Consider the following 15,743-nt stretch of genomic DNA (forward strand, 5'->3'; position numbering starts at 1 on the left):
GCCCCCTATTCCCCTTCGTAGCTTTCCAGTCGGGCGTCGAAGTCCTCCTCCGATTCGTTCAGGCGCATCACGTGAATGTCTTCCGGATCAAAGGTCAAGTCGACGCGTTCACCATCTTTGGCCGGGTTGGTGGAGTGAATCAACCATTCATTTTTAGCATCATCGTAGGCCACGATTTCATAGTAATCACCACGGAATAACTGCGTGTCCACATCCACCGTCACCTTGCCGCCGCCAAGGGCCGTGATGTCGAGGTCTTCCGGCCGGAGCACGACCTCAACGGATTCGTTGGGGCGCATGCCGGCATCGGCACATTCAAACTGCTTGCCGTTGAATTCCACCAAGTAGTCCTGCACCATGTGACCAGCCACGATATTACTTTCGCCAATAAAGTCGGCGACAAAGTGGTTGACCGGTTCATCGTAAATGTCCACCGGGGTGCCGGATTGCTGCACTTCGCCGTCATTCATCACGAAGATTTCGTCGGACAGCGCCAGCGCCTCTTCTTGGTCATGCGTCACGAACAAGAACGTGATGCCGAGGCGCTGCTGCAATTCGCGCAATTCATATTGCATATCCTTGCGCAGCTTGGCATCCAGCGCTGACAGTGGCTCGTCCAGCAGGAGCACCTCTGGTTCCAGGACAATGGCGCGGGCTATGGCGACCCGCTGTTGCTGGCCACCAGATAATTCAGAGATTTCTCGATCCGCTAAGCCATTGAGCCGGACCATTTTCAACGCCGCATCCACGCGCGTTTCGATGTCGGCCTTGGCGATTTTTTGGACCCGCAAGCCGTATGCCACGTTTTCAAACACATTCAAATGCGGGAACAGTGCATAGTCCTGGAACACGGTGTTCACTTTGCGCTCGTTAGCCGGGATATCATTGATGCGCTGACCATTGAACAGCACATCCCCTTTGGTCGGATCCAAAAAGCCGGCAATCGCCCGCAGAATCGTGGTTTTACCGGAGCCACTCGGGCCCAGTAAGGTATAAAACTTGCCTTGTTCGATTTCGATATTGATATCTTTTAAAACTTCAGTGTCACCATATTGCTTGCTGACATGTTGCAGTTCGATGATGGTATTGCTCAATCTGATTCCCCCTAATCCTCGATGCATCCCCTGACGTGTGCTGGCGACGGACTAAAAGCGTCCCGCTCCACAGCTTCTAGTTGCGCTCCGCAGGACAACGCTCGAGCAAATAGCTACGCTTCAGGCTTCGCCGCCAAAATTCAGCGGCAATGCCTAAAGCTAGGCTATTTGTCGAGCTAAAACCGTCCCCGCTCCGCAGCCTTCATAGTTGCGCTCCGCAGCCTGTTATAAATACGACGCGGTTGCGACCAGCAGAATCGTCGACGGGCCTTTGGCGGCGTTGACGATGCGGTGCTGCTGGGTGGCGTGAAAGTAGATGGTCTCTCCTCGCTTGGCGCTGTACGTGTGGTGACCTAGCTGGAGCGTGACGCGCCCTTTCATGACATAAATAAAAGTTTCCGCCGGCGAAGGTTCGAAGGTTTTGAATTCTCCGCCTTCGTTGAATTCAATGCGCACCGGCTCCATTTCGTTTTCATTGGATTCCGGGACCAGCCAGCGCAATAAATAGCCGCGCTCTTCGTCCTCATATTCAACCTGATCACCCACTGGATACACCAGCTGCTGAGTTTGGTCTTCGGTGAAAAATTCAGCCGGCGTTTGACCCAAGACGTTTAATAAGTCGAAGAAGGTTTCCATCGACGGTGAGCTTTGATTATGTTCCAACTGGGAGATGTACCCCTTAGTTAAATCAGTGCGCTCGCCTAGTTCTTCTTGAGTCAAATTCTTCTGAATTCGCAGATCCCGGATTTTTTGGCCTATATCCATCTAGTCACCTCCACAACGCAAGTTTCGTTAAACTAAACTAAAAGTTTAGTACGCTTTGCTAATTATACTGGGTATGAAGCGAATTTCAAGCGGCAGTGCCAACTTTTTACAAGAAAAATTGTGACCGGTTTCACATGTTCAAGTCACCATACAAAAAAACACCGCTTCACCTTGCTAGCATGAGCCAGGTGAAGCGGTGCGGGATGAAACCCTACGAAGCGTGCGGATACTTAGTCACGCCAGCGACTAGGCGCTGCAACCCATCATCCAACATTTGCGGCGGGCAGGCCAGATTTAGCCGCAGGAAGTGAGCACCATTACCGTGGTAGGCGTCCCCTGCGGCCAAGATCAGGCCGGTTTCCGCTCGGAGCCACTGGCAAAAAGCCGCACTATCCGCACTCACCTGACTGATATCGAGCCAGGCCAAGTAGGTGGCATTCTCTGAGGCCAACCGCACACTTGGGAGCTGCGTAGCCAGACAGGTGGCCAGCGTCTGGCGATTAGTGGTCAGTTGCGCTTTCAAGGCATCGAGCCACTGGCCGCCTTGGGTGTAGGCGGCGATGGTCGCCGTCGTGGCCAAAGCGTTGGGCTCGGCCACTTGCGCCGTGGCCAGCGCCCGGTCCACCTGGGCATGCAAGGCGGCATCTGGCACCATCACCGTGGCCGCGTGAATACCAGCCAAGTTGAAGGTTTTGGACGGCGAAACACAGACGATGCTGTTGGCCCGCAGCTCATCAGGCAAGCTGAAGACCGGCGTGTACGCCGGCTCCCCGAAGACCAAATCACCGTGAATTTCATCGGCAATCAGCCGGACGTGATGCTTCACGCACAGCGTGGCAATCTGAGTAAGGTCGGCCTTGGACCATGCTTTACCGATTGGATTATGCGGATTGCACAGCAGCATCAGTGTGCTCGCTGGCTGGGCCAACACCGACTCGAGCCGGTCAAAGTCAATCGCATAGCGCGCCGTTTGCGGATTATAGCTTAAGTCCGCCGAGGCAGCGGTGCGGCCATTGACAGCAATGGTCGAGAAAAACATATTGTACACAGGGGCCTGCACCACGATTTGATCGCCGGGCTGAGTCAGCTGGCGAATCATCGCCCCAATCGCTGGCATCACCCCGCTGGCAAAACTCATCCAAGCCGGGTCCGGACGCTGGTGGTCACGCTGCTCATACCAATCAGCGACAGCCGTGAAATACGCCGCCGGCACCTCTTCATAGCCAAAAACGCCGCTGTTAACTTTGGCTTTCATCGCCGCGACCACCGCTGGCGCCGTGGCAAAATCCATATCGGCAATCCACATCGGCAATTCGCCTGGTTGTACCTGCCACTTGATTGAATTGCTCCCACGACGGTTGATGATTTCGTCAAACATGCCTGCATTCCTCCTTATGAATCTTCCAGTTCAGCCATGGCGGCCGCATTCTCCGTATAATTCACGCCTTGAATCAGACGCTGGGCTAAGCTGGTATTGATATAGCCTTGTTCCCGCAATTCATGAATCGCCGCGCGTTCCGCCGCCAAAGCCAGCGTCCGCAAACGCGCCATTTCCTTTTCATACTGCATACTTTTATGCGTGGTCTTGGCTTTCACCGTGGCAATTCGGCTACGATACTGCACAATCAAGGCATAAATCACCTGACGATTGTAGTGATGCGCCCGGTTTTCCGGTCGCCGGAGGAAAGCACTCACGGCCTTCAAACCGCCTTTGGCCAGCGCTTTTTCCACCGCCAGCCGCTCATGGTAGCGTGCTGGCTGCTTAACGCGCGTCGCCAGCAGCTGCTGCCACCAGGTGGCGAGGGTAAAACGAATGCGGTCCCAAACAATATGGCTGGTCACCGTGCCTTGCTTCGCAGTCATGCTTTGCAAATCGCGCTGTTTGGCTTGCAAGCGGCGCTGAAAGCGCTGATAGGTACCGGGCTGAATGGCGTCGGCTTGTTTCAAGGCCTCTAGTGCATCAAGTTCGCCCGCTAATCCGACCAACCGCAGATCAACCTCGTCTTGCACAAACGGCGGCAACCCTTCACTATCATCAGCTTGCAAGTCAATGCGCCGAATCAGGTGTTGATACTCGGTGATCAAATCCAGCACCGGCTTTTGGTTATCCTCCCGGCGTTCACTTTCCAGTTTACGCACTGCCATTTGGTAGAGGTAACGCTGCGCCTGCGGCAAAGTAATTAGGCGCACCGACTCGGTGGCCGTTGCGGGCTCCTCGCTGACGCTAGAACCCCGCAACTTCAGCGGCGCCCGGTTCTTGGTCATGATTGGCAAGAGCACTGTCGCCACCACCATGCTCAAAATGATATACCCCGCGGCGATAAACAACATCAAACTGCGCTCAGGAAAAGCCTGACCATTGGCAAGCACCACTGGTACTGCCAGCACGCCGACCAAACTAATCGCCCCGCGCACGCCAGCAATCCCATTCAGCAAGGCCAACTTCAAACTTGGCGCTTCCGCATTGGGGCGGTGTGCCGTCGCCAGCATGTAACCATAGGTCCACAAAGTTCTGATCACCAGCATCACCAGGTAGACCAGCACCACATCCAGCACGGCCTGCCAAGTCGACACTTCACGACTTTCGATGGTCATCCGCATCGCCACCGGCAGCTCCAGCCCCAAAATCAAGAAAATCAGCCCATTGAGTACATACACTAGGAGCTCCCATGATTTTTCCGCCACAATCCGCAGCTCAGGCAACGCCGAAATGTACCGATTACCGACGACATTGGTCAATAGGCCAGCAACCACAACGGCAATCACACCGCTCGCGCCGAGGCCATCATCCACCACTAGGTAAATGACAAACGGCGTGATTAATTGGAGCACCGTATGCAAAATCGTATCGTTAATGCCTTGCTGCAACAACCACAGCCGCAGTAGGTTGATCAGCCCCATCAGCGCCGCCCCAGCCAGGGCCCCAATGATGGCAATATACAGAAAGTCGCCCACCGCTTGCGTCAGCACAAAACTCCCAGTCATGGCGGCGGCAATCCCGTATTTGAACCCAATCAAACCGCTAGCGTCGTTAATCAAGCTTTCCCCGCTGATCAAATGGAGCAAGCCGCTGGGCAAATGCACCCGCTGCGCCAACGACTGAACCGCAATCGGATCTGTTGGCGCCATAATCGCCGCCAACGCAAAGCTGGCCGCTAACGGCATTTTCGGCACCAACCAGTGCAGGAAAAAGCCGCCCAGGAACGTAATGACAAACACCAGCACAATGGCATTGCCAATAATCGGCCCTCGCAGATTCCACAACTCCCGCCGCGGGAACCGTCGGCCATCGTTGTACAGCAGTGGCGCTGTGAACAGCACCATGAACCAGCTGGTTTGCATATCTAGCGTGACATGAAACAACAAAGCCGCGCCTAACCCCAGCGCGGCTTGAATCAGGGAGACTGGCACAGCCACTAAATAATGGCTGATGACATTCGAGACCACGACCAAACTAATCAGTAACAGTCCAGCTTCAACTAGATGCACGAATGCGCCACTCCTTTCTGGTTATGAGGCAGTTTCACCAATGATTCGCACTTCCGGCTCCAGATGCACCCCGAACTTAGCAAACACATTAGTTTGAACATATTTAATCATGTTCATGTAATCCGTCGCTGTGGCCTGGGCAATATTGACGATAAACCCGGCATGCTTCATCGAAATCTGGGCCCCGCCAATCGTATGCCCTTGCAGCCCGGCCTGCTGAATCATGGGGCCGACATAATGCCCCACTGGCCGCTTGAACACCGAACCACATGAAGGATATTCCAGTGGCTGTTTGCTAGCGCGGCGGGCATTGAGCTTGTCCATCCGGGCCCGGATATCAGGCTTAGGCGCTGGTATCAATGAGAAGGTGGCACTGAGCACCACTTCGCCAGTTTCCTGCACCAAACTATGCCGATAACTGAAATTCATCGCCGTATTGTCGTAGGTTTTGATTTTACCGGCCTTCGTCAGCACTATCGCCGACGTTAGCACGTCTTTGATTTCGCCGCCATACGCCCCAGCGTTCATGTACACGGCCCCGCCGATACTCCCGGGAATCCCGCAGGCGAATTCAAACCCAGATAAGCCACCACGATAAGCGGCTTCAGTGGTATCAATCAGCCGCGCGCCCGCTTGCGCCGTGACGGTAGTGCCGTTGACTTCGATAGCCGCCATCTCAGTTAAAATCAAGGTCAGCCCGCGAATACCACCATCCCGCACGATTAAATTTGAGGCGTTACCAATCACCGTCAGCGGCCAACCGTGTTCCTCAGCCGCCACGACCAACCGCTGCACTTCCGCCACCGACTTAGGAAAGGCCAGCTGATCCGCGGGCCCGCCGGTGCGGGTAAAGGTATACCGGCTAAGCGGTTCGTTCGTTAAAATTCGAATACCATCAAGGGTTTCTGCCATGGTTAGCCTCCGCAAAAAGTTTACAGGTCTAGTTTAGCATACCCTCACCGAATCCGGTTGAAATGTCGGGCCGGGCAACCTCCGTTGGCATGGGCTGGAACGTGGTGGCCAGCGCTTTGAGCCTCTGCGAGTCTCAAAGTCGCGGCTTGTTCTAAGCCAACCAGTTGGCAAAGAACAATTTCACCACTGAGCCCATGCCAGCTCCGGTCGCCCTGCCCTACGGTGGTTGTTCACTGCAGTATCTAAATCGCCGTATACATTTGTGGGCCATGGAACAGTCCGACCCCCATGCTTACATCCACCCTCAAATACGCCATCTAAAGTAGCATTCAGCACACACATAAAGAAGGTACCTTCACCAGATGTTGAATTATCACAGCACTAGACAAGAGCCGATTACCTTCCCAGTGACTTAAGAGCCCAACCGTGATTTGAGCAGACCACCCTTTTCTTATATACTAGGGGCAAATACCGAAGAAGGAAGTTGAGCTCATGAAACTCATTTCTTGGAACGTCAACGGGCTGCGCGCCGTGTTGAAACACGATTTTATGACGAGCTTCAATGACTTGGATGCTGATTGGTTCTGCATCCAGGAAACCAAGATGCAGGAAGGCCAAGCCAGCTTGGACCTGCCGGGCTACCACCAATACTTCAACTACGCCGAGCGCAAAGGCTACTCTGGCACCGCCATTTTCACCAAGCACGAACCACTGGCGGTGACTTACGGCATCGGCCAGCCTGAGTTTGATGATGAAGGCCGCGTCATCACGTTGGAATATCCGAAATTTTACCTGATCACGGTTTACACGCCGAATTCAGGAAGCGAATTGAAGCGCCTCGATTATCGGCAGGCCTGGGACCAAGCCTTTCTGGCCTACACCAAGGCGCTGGCCGCCAAGAAGCCGTTGGTTTACTGCGGTGATTTGAATGTCGCCCATCATGAAATTGATTTGAAAAACCCGAGTTCCAATCACCATAACGCCGGCTTCACCGACGAAGAACGCAACGACTTCACCACCCAGCTGGAAGCAGGGTTCACTGACACCTTTCGCCATTTCTATCCGAACCTTGAAGACGTGTATTCTTGGTGGAGCTATCGCTTCAGCGCTCGCTCCCGCAATGCCGGCTGGCGCATCGACTATTTCGTCGCCAGCGACAATTTCGTACCGTTCATCAAGGATGCCAAGATTCACAATGAAGTGCTCGGCTCTGACCACTGCCCAGTTGAGCTGGAAACCGTTGATTTATTAGGAGAATAAAATGGATTTTATCGCAATGGATTTTGAAACGGCTAACCGCCAGCGTGCCAGTGCCTGCTCCTTGGCCTTAGTGGTGGTGCGGCAAAGCCAAGTGGTGGATAGCTTCTACACCTTGATTGACCCAGAGGTGCCCTTCGAAAGCCAAAATGTGCGGATCCATGGCATCACGGAAGCCCAAGTCGCCGGTGAGCCGACTTTTCCGCAGGTCTGGCCGCATATCGCCAGCTTCTTCGCTCCTACCCGCCTAGTCACAGCGCACAATTCGCCCTTCGACGTGTCGGTGCTCAAACGGACGCTGGAGCGCTATGACATGGCTGTTCCGCGCTATCAGGTGATTGACACCGCGCGCACGGCTAAGCGCCTGATGCCTGAGCTGCCCAATCACCGCCTGGACACCGTGTCCGCAGCGCTGCACATCCCCCTGGCGCATCACCACAATGCGTTGCAGGACAGTTACGCCTGCGCCCGCATCCTGCTCGCTCAGGAACAACAATTCGGCGATGCGACCTTAGCTAGCATGCTGAAAATCACCGCTTAACGGATTCAAAAACGTGCTCCTCCCAACAGCGTGAGGAGCACGTTTTTGAATTATGCCTGAATGGTTGCCAGCAGCGCTTTGGCGCGGGGCCCCACGGCTTCAAAGGTCAAGGTGCGTTTGTGATCGTCATCAGGATCTTTGAGGAAGTGAATGAGCAGGTAGTCCTCAGGCGTGGCTTCACCCAGAAAATCAGGCCATTCCACGACTGACACGCCATCGCCTTCAAAATATTCCTCTAAGCCCAGATCGCCAGCCCCACCATTTTCCAGCCGGTACAGATCCATGTGGTACAGCGGCAAAGTGCCATCTGGATACTCGCGGATAATGGTGAAGGTGGGACTTTTGATGTAATCCGCGATGCCAAGTCCGCGCGCTAGCCCCTTAGTAAAACTGGTTTTGCCGGCGCCCAGGTCACCATCCAGCAGCAGAATGTCCCCTGCTTGCAAGTGCGGCGCTAGGCTTTGGGCAAAGGCTTGTAAACTTGCTTCATCGCTAAATTCCATCCAATCACGACTCCTTAGTTGATCAAATTCTGCGCCGCCGTAATGATGGCGACTTTGTACACATCCTCTTCATTCGCGCCGCGTGACAGGTCAGAGACTGGCTTGTTCAGGCCTTGCAAAATCGGCCCCATCGCTTCAAAGCCGCCGAGGCGTTGGGCAATCTTGTAACCAATATTACCAGATTGCAGGTCGGGGAAGATAAAGACGTTCGCATAACCTGCCACCTTTGAATCAGGCGCCTTGAGCTTCGCCACCGTTGGGACAAAGGCCGCGTCAAACTGCAATTCACCATCCAAAGCCAAATCTGGGGCCAGTTCATGGGCCAGCTTGGTCGCCTCAATCACTTTGTCCACTTGCGGTGCCTTAGCCGAACCCTTGGTGGAGAAGGACAACATGGCCACTTTTGGGTCAATGTCGAACAGTTTAGCCGTTTTGGCCGATTCAACGGCGGTTTCGGCTAGGGTCTGGGCATCAGGATCGATGTTAATGGCATTGTCGGCGAACAGATAGCGTTCGTCGCGGCCGCGCTGCATGATGAAGGCGCCACTGGTTCGAGAAACACCAGGGCGGGTCTTGATGATTTGCAAAGCAGGCCGCACGGTATCCGCCGTGGAGTGCACGGCGCCAGACACCATCCCGTCTGCCTTGCCCATGTACACGAGCATCGTGCCGAAGTAATTCGGATCTTTGACCATGGCTTGGGCCTGTTCTTCGGTGGCCTTACCATTGCGCCGTTCGAAAAAGGCCTGCGCCATTTCTGGCAAAATAGCATCGGTTTGCGGATCACGCAGTTCCAGCTTGCTGATGTCCAACCCTTTCGCTTCAGCCACGGCGGCAATCTCGCTGGTGGTGCCCAGCAGGACTGGCTTAATCAGCCCTTCTGCGGCCAAGCGCACCGCTGCGCCTAAAATCCGTGCGTCGTTGCCTTCAGGAAAGACAATCGACAAGTTTTTGCCCGTAATCTTTTGCTCTAAGCTTTCAAATAAATCCAAGATGATCCCTCCAAATTGCGAATTGTTAGCGCCTTCAACGCTCGCCCTCTATCATATCAGTCCTCTTTACCGCTTGCACTCATAAATTACTGGTTGCTCAGGTCTGGCTGCGCCGGGAGCTGCCAATTGATGGGCCTCTCCCCCATTTGCGTCAGCAGCGCGTTCGTTTTGGAAAACGGCTTGCTGCCAAAAAAGCCGCGGTAAGCCGACAAGGGACTGGGGTGCGGCGACGTGATAATGGCGTTTTTGCTCTGGTCGATCAAGCTGGTTTTAGCCCGCGCCGAGCTGCCCCACAGGATGAACACCACCCGGCCGCGATCTGACAGCGCCGCAATGGCAGCGTCAGTCAACTCTTCCCAGCCTTGGCCCCGGTGCGAATTTGCCTGCCCGGCGCGCACCGTCAGCACCGCGTTGAGGAGTAAGACCCCTTGCTGCGCCCAGCTTTTCAGATAGCCATGCGTCACTGGCGGATAACCGAGGTCGCTTTGCAGCTCTTTGTAGATATTTTGCAGCGACGGCGGCAAGGCGATGCCTGGCGCCACGGCAAAGCTGGCCCCGACGGCCTGGTTAGGTCCATGGTACGGATCCTGACCCAAAATCACCACCTTGACGGCTTCAAATGGGGTCCATTCAAAGGCCTGAAAAATATGATGCATTTCAGGATAAATGGTTTGCGTCTGATATTCCTGCTTGAGGAACTGGTGCAACCGCGCATAGGTGGGACCTTCAAATACCGGCGCGAGCACGGTCTGCCAATCATTATGAATCAGTGTTTTCATAAGCGACCTCCGCCTTCTAGTGTACTCAAAGCCTCCAGCCTTTGCATCCGCTTTTATGCTAAAATTGAGCCTGAATGGAGGTTTTTGCATGATCAAACTGATTGCGTCCGATATGGACGGCACCTTGCTCAACGATAAAATTGAAGTGTCTGCCAAAAACGCCGCGGCCATTCGCCAGGCGCAAGCCGCCGGCATCGAGTTCATTGTCGCCACGGGCCGCAACCTACCCCAAGCCCAAGTCGAGCTGCTCGCCCATGACCTGCACCCAGCTTATATCACGATTAATGGCGCGTTGGTCTATGACGAAGCGGAAACCATTACTGTCCAAGTGCCGCTCACCAACGCCAAACTGCAAGCCTTGTTTGACGTGCTTGATGCCAGCGGCCTCTACTATGAACTGGAAGCCGCTGATGGTGTCATCTCTAATGCCAAGGCCGGGCGCATTGCCAATTTGATGGCGATGTATCGCGGCCAGGATGCCACCATGAGCGTCGCCACGGCCCGGCAAAAAGCCGAAGCCCGCACTCAGCAAATCAAAACCACTTACGTTGCTGATTACCGCGAAGTGTTCACGGACCCCGCGCTAGAAGCCTACAAGGTGATTGTGTTCTCCGATGATGAGCAAGCGGGCCTAGCCCCAGTCAAAGCTCGCGTCGAAGCACTTGGCGGTTTGGTCGTCACTTCCAGCGGCGCGCGCAACATTGAGATCAATGATCTCAAGGCGCAAAAAGGCCCGGCCCTCGCCGCTTATGCCCAAAAGCGCGGCTACACCATGGATGAGGTCATGGCCATCGGCGATAACCTCAATGATGAATCCATGATCAGGCAAGCCAAATACAGCGTCGCAATGGGTAACGCCATCCCGCTGATCAAAGAACTGGCATGGCACACGACGTTGACCAACCGCGAAGACGGCGTGGCCAAGGCCATCCAACGCGCCATTGCTCTCAACCAAGCGGAAAGCCAAGGTGAGCGCAATGATTTACTACATTGATGCGCAATCGCTCCATGATACCGGCGTGACGGTGGTCAAAGACCACCACAATCAGCCGGCTTACATTCTTAATGGTAAGCACGGCCTCGCTAATGACCGCATCAACTTGCACACGATTGCCGGTCAGGAGCTGGGCGACATTCGCCAGCGCAGCGTCGGCATGTCGCCGCGTTATGATTTGACCCTGAATGGCCATAAAGCCGGTAGCGTCAAAAAGCTGTTCGGCGTCTGGCATGAGTTTGTCTTTGTGTCTGATTTGAACTGGCTGATTTTCGGTAATCTGTTAGCCAATGAATATCACATCTACCACGGCGTCAAAACCGTCACCACCATTGCGGCAGTCGGTGCTGCCACCAGCCGCACGTTCCAAATCGATATTTTGGATCCGCGTAACGTCCCGGCCGGCCTGCTCGTCGCCGCGATTCTGGACCGCTGGCGCTTCGTCCATCAAACGAACCCGCTTAGCCGGCGCAATCCTGCATACGGCTTAGGCTAAAACAAGCCACCTCTTGCGCTCGGCATGAGGTGGCTTGTTTATATGTTCGTTAAATGGCTTTGGTCATATGGTTGTAGCGATGCGAGCCAATCATCAGTTCGCGGGTTTTCTTGAAGCCCTGCCGGCGGTACAGCTGTTCGGCACGCGGATTGGTTTGATCCACATTCAGCGACAGTAGCTTTTCGCCACGGGCTTTCACAATCGGCTCGATGCCGGTTAACAGTGCGGTACCCACGCCATGATCTTGGGCACTTGCCGCCACCGCCAAGGTATCGATATACCATTCGCCAGGGTCGGTTTCGACGTCTGGGAACAATTCATGGTCGACAGGCAAGCCGACACTGGGCAAAAGCGGCTTGAACGCGTCATCGGTGGTGGCTTCTTGGGCGTGGGAATAACCCACCAAAATGCCATCGACCCCATTTGGGCCTTCATGGACAATGGTTTGCGGATACCCGTAGCGATAGTCTGGCAGTAGGAAAGCTTGCTCGAACACCCGATACAAATCGGGCTTAGCCATTTTCATCAGCTGCGGGACTTCCATTTCTTCAAACACCAAGTCGATTAACGGCACGACTTGAGCAGCATCTTCAGGGTGACTTTGACGAATCATAATCAGTTGCGGTCTGAGCCCGCCAAAACGGTGCGACCGCAACTATTCCCTCCTCAGGCGCCGTTTCGGTTCGGGTTAGGTCTAGTATATCAAAGTTTCAGGCCAAACCCTATTCCACCCTAAGCGCAAAACTATCCTTTAAACGCCGAAGATTCGCGACTTAGATGAGAATAAAGCAGGAATTTATCTTTAAATCCTGTTTCTCGCTTTAATAGCAAGTATAAGCAAAGCGCATCATTATTGGTGCACACCCATTGTAGCCACGATTGACGCGCGCTACAAAAACGTCACACATTTGTAATGAAGAAACCGGCAATGGATTGAGTATGTTGCATGGTTTGTAGAGGCTGTTCAAGGATAAAAGCGATAAGAAGCGCCTTAACCAGCAATATGGCCCATATTTTGGGAGTGGAATCAGCGCCACTACTGCATCTTGTGGGATTTTGTCATTTTTGCTAACATTAGCACTGACGACACTTCTCGGTAACCAGTGTCGCCAGAATACAGTTGAAGGAGCGTTAAGGGTGAAAGTAACGTTTAAGGACGTCACTTTGTCCTACGATGGGAAAAAAGATACGCTGAAGAATCTGAACTTTACGATTCCGGATGGCGCCCTAGTTTCTCTCTTGGGGCCAAGCGGCGGGGGCAAAACAACAACGCTGAATTTGATTTCAGGGTTGCTTCCTGCCACGAGTGGTCACATCTATTTTGGGGATGAAGATGTCACCAAGAAAGATGCGCTCGCGCGCAAAGTTGGCATGGTGTTTCAGAACTACTCACTTTATCCGCACCTGACCGTGCGTGATAACATCGCCTTTCCGCTGAAGATGCAAAAGGTGAGCAAAGCCGAACGCTACAAGCGGGCCGAAGAACTAGCCAAACTGGTTCATGTCGACGATCAGCTCGACAAAAAACCAGCGGGGCTCTCTGGTGGTCAGCAGCAGCGGGTCGCGATTGCGCGCGCTTTGGCGAAATCGCCTTCCCTGCTCCTACTGGATGAACCGTTGTCCAACTTGGACGCACGGCTGCGCATTGAGATGCGGCAAGAAATTCGCCGGATTCAGCAAGAAACTGGCGTGACGACGATTTTCGTCACGCATGACCAAGATGAGGCCTTGCATATTTCTGACCACATCATGGTGCTCAGTTTCGGCTCAATTCAGCAATTCTCCACCCCAGCGGAGCTTTACGAACGGCCAAGCAATCTGTTTGTCGCTAAGTTCATCGGCGAGCCTGTGATCAATTCAGTGCCCGCTGATGTCTTGCGGGCAGATTTGGTTGAGTCAGTGCCGGCTAGTGTGCTGGCGCAAGCGCACACCGTTGGCATTCGCAGTGAGGCCATTGTGCCGTTTGACAATGGCCAAGGCATGGTCGCGAAGATTCATGCCACCTTGCAGCAATCACAGAAGTACGGCCGCGAGTCCACCGCCTACCTCACCTACAATGGTCAGCAATTGCTGTCGACCGAGTTGGCGGGGCTGCCGGCATCACAAACGGAGGGTGACTTCTTCCTGACAAAAGCTGGCTTCTTCCTCTTTAATGAGCAAGGCGCCTTGATCTTTGGCGGTGAAGCCCATGATAAATGAGAAACCCACCCTTAAGTCTTCACTGAAGGCTTACCTGTACCTGCTGCCTATGTTGGTGATTTCGCTGACGTTCAATATTTGGCCGATCATCTCATCATTTTTGATGAGCTTGTACACCAAATACAACTTCTACACCGACAAAGTCGACGCCATGGGGTTTGACAACTTTGTCTACCTCTGGAATGATCCAGACTTTCACCTAGCCGTGCGCAACACGTTGGTCTTTGTGGCTGGCGTGGTGCCGGTCACCGTGATTTTGTCGCTGATCATTGCGCTGCTTCTCAACCAGGTCAAATGGCTGTCTGGGTTCTTCCGCACAGTGTACTTCCTGCCGTTTGTGACATCAACGGTGGCGATTGCCATGGTGTGGAACTGGATTTACCATTCTGACTACGGGCTGATGAACTACTTCATGGGCCTGGTGGGGCTGCATCCGATTAATTGGTTGACCGACCCGCATTGGTCACTGCTCGCCTTGATCATTATGTCCATTTGGAAAAACCTGGGCTTCAACATCATTTTGTTCCTCGTAGGGCTGAACAACATCGACAAAGGCTACTACCAAGCCGCCGAAATCGATGGGGCGAATGCCTGGCAACGGTTCTGGAATGTAACGATTCCCATGATTTCTCCGATCACCTTCTTGGTGTCAGTCAATGGCGTCATTGGCTCGTTCAAAGTGTTCGACCAGATTTTTGCCTTGTTCCAAGGCCAGCCTGGCCCGGCAAACGCGGATTTGACCATCGTGTATTACTTGTATCAAAAGTTCTACACGGAATACAAATACCCCATCGCCGCCGCCAGCGGTGTGATCTTGTTCTTCTTGATCTTACTGGTCACGTTGGTGCAGCTGTGGTACTCGCGCAAGCACGTGCACTATTAGGAGGCAACCATGGCAAAAAAAATCAGTCGGATATTGTTGTATGTGATTGTGACGTTAGGCGCAATCACGATGCTGATTCCATTTTTGTGGATGGTGTCAACATCCCTTAAAACCAGTCCGGAAACCATCAAGATTCCCCCGGTTTGGATTCCAAAAGTCTTGCAGTGGCACAACTATGTCGAGGCCTTTAACGCCGCGCCATTCGCCCGCTACTTCATCAACAGTGTCATCGTGACGGTGGTCACCACCGTGGGCCAATTGTTCACCAGTATTCTGGCGGCTTTTGCCTTCTCACGGTTACACTTTTGGGGCAAGAACCTGCTCTTCATGTTGTTCTTAGGCACGATGATGATCCCCGGCGAAATGCTGATCATCCCGAATTTCGTTACCTTGTCTAAGATTGGCTTGATTGATCACTACGGGGCCTTGATTGTACCCTGGCTGGCCAGTTTCTTCACTGTCTTCACTTTGCGTCAGGCCTTTCAGTCCACGCCTGAGCAAATTTACTACGCCGCCAAAATGGACGGTGCGACGGACTGGAAATATTTGTGGACGGTGCTGGTGCCAATGAGTAAGTCCACCATCACCGCGGTTACCGTGTTATCCGTCATTGGGAGTTGGAATTCCTTCATGTGGCCGCTGATTGTCACGAACAGCGAAAACATGCGCACCTTGCCGGTTGGGCTGCAAGCCTTCACCACTGATGCCGGGACCCAATACCAATTGCTGATGGCAGCATCAACTTTCGTCATCATCCCAATGGTGATTGTTTATATCTTCTTGCAAAAATACATTATTGCTGGCATATCCAAAGCTGGATTGAAAGGATGAGTTCAACT

At 53.6% G+C, this 15,743-nt stretch carries 16 protein-coding genes; 7 read left to right on the top strand and 9 right to left on the bottom strand.

Features of this window, described 5'->3' with window-relative positions; all coding sequences use genetic code 11:
• Positions 1-5 precede the first annotated feature (5 nt).
• From JUF11_RS09345 to murB, 5 genes are all read right to left on the bottom strand, one after another.
• The gene (locus tag JUF11_RS09345) at positions 6-1,094 is read right to left on the bottom strand and encodes an ABC transporter ATP-binding protein (protein ID WP_125580880.1); all 1,089 of its coding nucleotides are present in this window, start codon (positions 1,092-1,094) and stop codon (positions 6-8) included.
• Between the two features lie 225 nt (positions 1,095-1,319).
• Positions 1,320-1,859: a helix-turn-helix domain-containing protein gene (locus JUF11_RS09350; protein ID WP_204119368.1), complete on the bottom strand. Its 540-nt coding sequence runs from the start codon at positions 1,857-1,859 to the stop codon at positions 1,320-1,322.
• Positions 1,860-2,070: 211 nt separating this feature from the next.
• Positions 2,071-3,237, bottom strand: a complete 1,167-nt coding sequence (locus tag JUF11_RS09355) for a MalY/PatB family protein (RefSeq protein ID WP_204119369.1) — start codon at positions 3,235-3,237, stop codon at positions 2,071-2,073.
• 14 nt (positions 3,238-3,251) lie between these two features.
• Positions 3,252-5,348, bottom strand: coding sequence for a cation:proton antiporter (locus JUF11_RS09360; RefSeq protein WP_204119370.1), 2,097 nt, complete (start codon positions 5,346-5,348; stop codon positions 3,252-3,254).
• A 21-nt stretch (positions 5,349-5,369) separates the two neighbouring features.
• On the bottom strand, positions 5,370-6,260 hold the full coding sequence (gene murB, locus JUF11_RS09365) for a UDP-N-acetylmuramate dehydrogenase (protein WP_204119371.1): 891 nt from the start codon (positions 6,258-6,260) through the stop codon (positions 5,370-5,372).
• A gap of 492 nt (positions 6,261-6,752) precedes the next feature.
• Between murB and JUF11_RS09370 the strand changes: the two genes are divergently transcribed.
• Positions 6,753-7,520: an exodeoxyribonuclease III gene (locus tag JUF11_RS09370; protein ID WP_204119372.1), complete on the top strand. Its 768-nt coding sequence runs from the start codon at positions 6,753-6,755 to the stop codon at positions 7,518-7,520.
• A gap of 1 nt (position 7,521) precedes the next feature.
• Positions 7,522-8,058, top strand: a complete 537-nt coding sequence (locus JUF11_RS09375; RefSeq protein ID WP_204119373.1) for a 3'-5' exonuclease — start codon at positions 7,522-7,524, stop codon at positions 8,056-8,058.
• A 50-nt stretch (positions 8,059-8,108) separates the two neighbouring features.
• On the opposite strand, the gene tsaE is transcribed toward JUF11_RS09375, so the two are convergent.
• The 3 genes from tsaE to JUF11_RS09390 all read right to left on the bottom strand — a co-directional run bounded on the left by tsaE (position 8,109) and on the right by JUF11_RS09390 (position 10,332).
• On the bottom strand, positions 8,109-8,561 hold the full coding sequence (gene tsaE, locus JUF11_RS09380; protein WP_204119374.1) for a tRNA (adenosine(37)-N6)-threonylcarbamoyltransferase complex ATPase subunit type 1 TsaE: 453 nt from the start codon (positions 8,559-8,561) through the stop codon (positions 8,109-8,111).
• Between the two features lie 14 nt (positions 8,562-8,575).
• Entirely contained in the window at positions 8,576-9,553 is a 978-nt protein-coding gene (gene pta, locus JUF11_RS09385; RefSeq protein ID WP_204119375.1) for a phosphate acetyltransferase, read from the bottom strand.
• Positions 9,554-9,639: 86 nt separating this feature from the next.
• Positions 9,640-10,332, bottom strand: coding sequence for a uracil-DNA glycosylase (locus tag JUF11_RS09390; RefSeq protein ID WP_204119376.1), 693 nt, complete (start codon positions 10,330-10,332; stop codon positions 9,640-9,642).
• Positions 10,333-10,420: 88 nt separating this feature from the next.
• Here JUF11_RS09390 and JUF11_RS09395 point away from each other — a divergent pair, with 88 nt between their 5' ends.
• Positions 10,421-11,326, top strand: coding sequence for a Cof-type HAD-IIB family hydrolase (locus JUF11_RS09395; protein ID WP_204119377.1), 906 nt, complete (start codon positions 10,421-10,423; stop codon positions 11,324-11,326).
• Positions 11,310-11,822 (top strand): LURP-one-related/scramblase family protein, encoded by a 513-nt coding sequence (locus JUF11_RS09400; RefSeq protein ID WP_204119378.1) that lies wholly within the window; start codon positions 11,310-11,312, stop codon positions 11,820-11,822. Before JUF11_RS09395 ends, JUF11_RS09400 begins: the two co-directional genes overlap by 17 nt.
• A 49-nt stretch (positions 11,823-11,871) precedes the next feature.
• On the opposite strand, the gene JUF11_RS09405 is transcribed toward JUF11_RS09400, so the two are convergent.
• Positions 11,872-12,438: a GNAT family N-acetyltransferase gene (locus tag JUF11_RS09405; RefSeq protein WP_204119389.1), complete on the bottom strand. Its 567-nt coding sequence runs from the start codon at positions 12,436-12,438 to the stop codon at positions 11,872-11,874.
• Between the two features lie 521 nt (positions 12,439-12,959).
• Between JUF11_RS09405 and JUF11_RS09410 the strand changes: the two genes are divergently transcribed.
• From JUF11_RS09410 to JUF11_RS09420, 3 genes are read left to right on the top strand one after another with little or no spacing between them, the layout of a single operon-like run.
• Complete coding sequence (locus JUF11_RS09410) at positions 12,960-14,021, top strand: ABC transporter ATP-binding protein (RefSeq protein ID WP_125580904.1); 1,062 nt, start codon at positions 12,960-12,962, stop codon at positions 14,019-14,021.
• Positions 14,011-14,904: a carbohydrate ABC transporter permease gene (locus tag JUF11_RS09415; protein WP_125580906.1), complete on the top strand. Its 894-nt coding sequence runs from the start codon at positions 14,011-14,013 to the stop codon at positions 14,902-14,904. Before JUF11_RS09410 ends, JUF11_RS09415 begins: the two co-directional genes overlap by 11 nt.
• 9 nt (positions 14,905-14,913) lie before the next feature.
• A complete protein-coding gene (locus JUF11_RS09420; protein WP_125580908.1) occupies positions 14,914-15,735 on the top strand; it encodes a carbohydrate ABC transporter permease in 822 nt (273 codons plus the stop codon).
• The last annotated feature ends 8 nt before the right edge of the window (positions 15,736-15,743 follow it).

This window comes from Lacticaseibacillus suilingensis (genome assembly GCF_016861845.1).
GTDB lineage: Bacteria > Bacillota > Bacilli > Lactobacillales > Lactobacillaceae > Lacticaseibacillus > Lacticaseibacillus suilingensis.

What these genes read in the sequence shown, in the direction of transcription:
- JUF11_RS09355 (WP_204119369.1), bottom strand. Translation starts at nt 3,237, where the DNA reads ATGTTTGACGAAATCATCAACCGTCGTGGGAGCAATTCAATCAAGTGG.
- JUF11_RS09420 (WP_125580908.1), top strand. Translation starts at nt 14,914, where the DNA reads ATGGCAAAAAAAATCAGTCGGATATTGTTGTATGTGATTGTGACGTTA.
- JUF11_RS09415 (WP_125580906.1), top strand. Translation starts at nt 14,011, where the DNA reads ATGATAAATGAGAAACCCACCCTTAAGTCTTCACTGAAGGCTTACCTG.
- JUF11_RS09390 (WP_204119376.1), bottom strand. Translation starts at nt 10,332, where the DNA reads ATGAAAACACTGATTCATAATGATTGGCAGACCGTGCTCGCGCCGGTA.
- JUF11_RS09350 (WP_204119368.1), bottom strand. Translation starts at nt 1,859, where the DNA reads ATGGATATAGGCCAAAAAATCCGGGATCTGCGAATTCAGAAGAATTTG.
- tsaE (WP_204119374.1), bottom strand. Translation starts at nt 8,561, where the DNA reads ATGGAATTTAGCGATGAAGCAAGTTTACAAGCCTTTGCCCAAAGCCTA.
- JUF11_RS09395 (WP_204119377.1), top strand. Translation starts at nt 10,421, where the DNA reads ATGATCAAACTGATTGCGTCCGATATGGACGGCACCTTGCTCAACGAT.
- JUF11_RS09375 (WP_204119373.1), top strand. Translation starts at nt 7,522, where the DNA reads ATGGATTTTATCGCAATGGATTTTGAAACGGCTAACCGCCAGCGTGCC.
- JUF11_RS09370 (WP_204119372.1), top strand. Translation starts at nt 6,753, where the DNA reads ATGAAACTCATTTCTTGGAACGTCAACGGGCTGCGCGCCGTGTTGAAA.
- murB (WP_204119371.1), bottom strand. Translation starts at nt 6,260, where the DNA reads ATGGCAGAAACCCTTGATGGTATTCGAATTTTAACGAACGAACCGCTT.
- JUF11_RS09400 (WP_204119378.1), top strand. Translation starts at nt 11,310, where the DNA reads ATGATTTACTACATTGATGCGCAATCGCTCCATGATACCGGCGTGACG.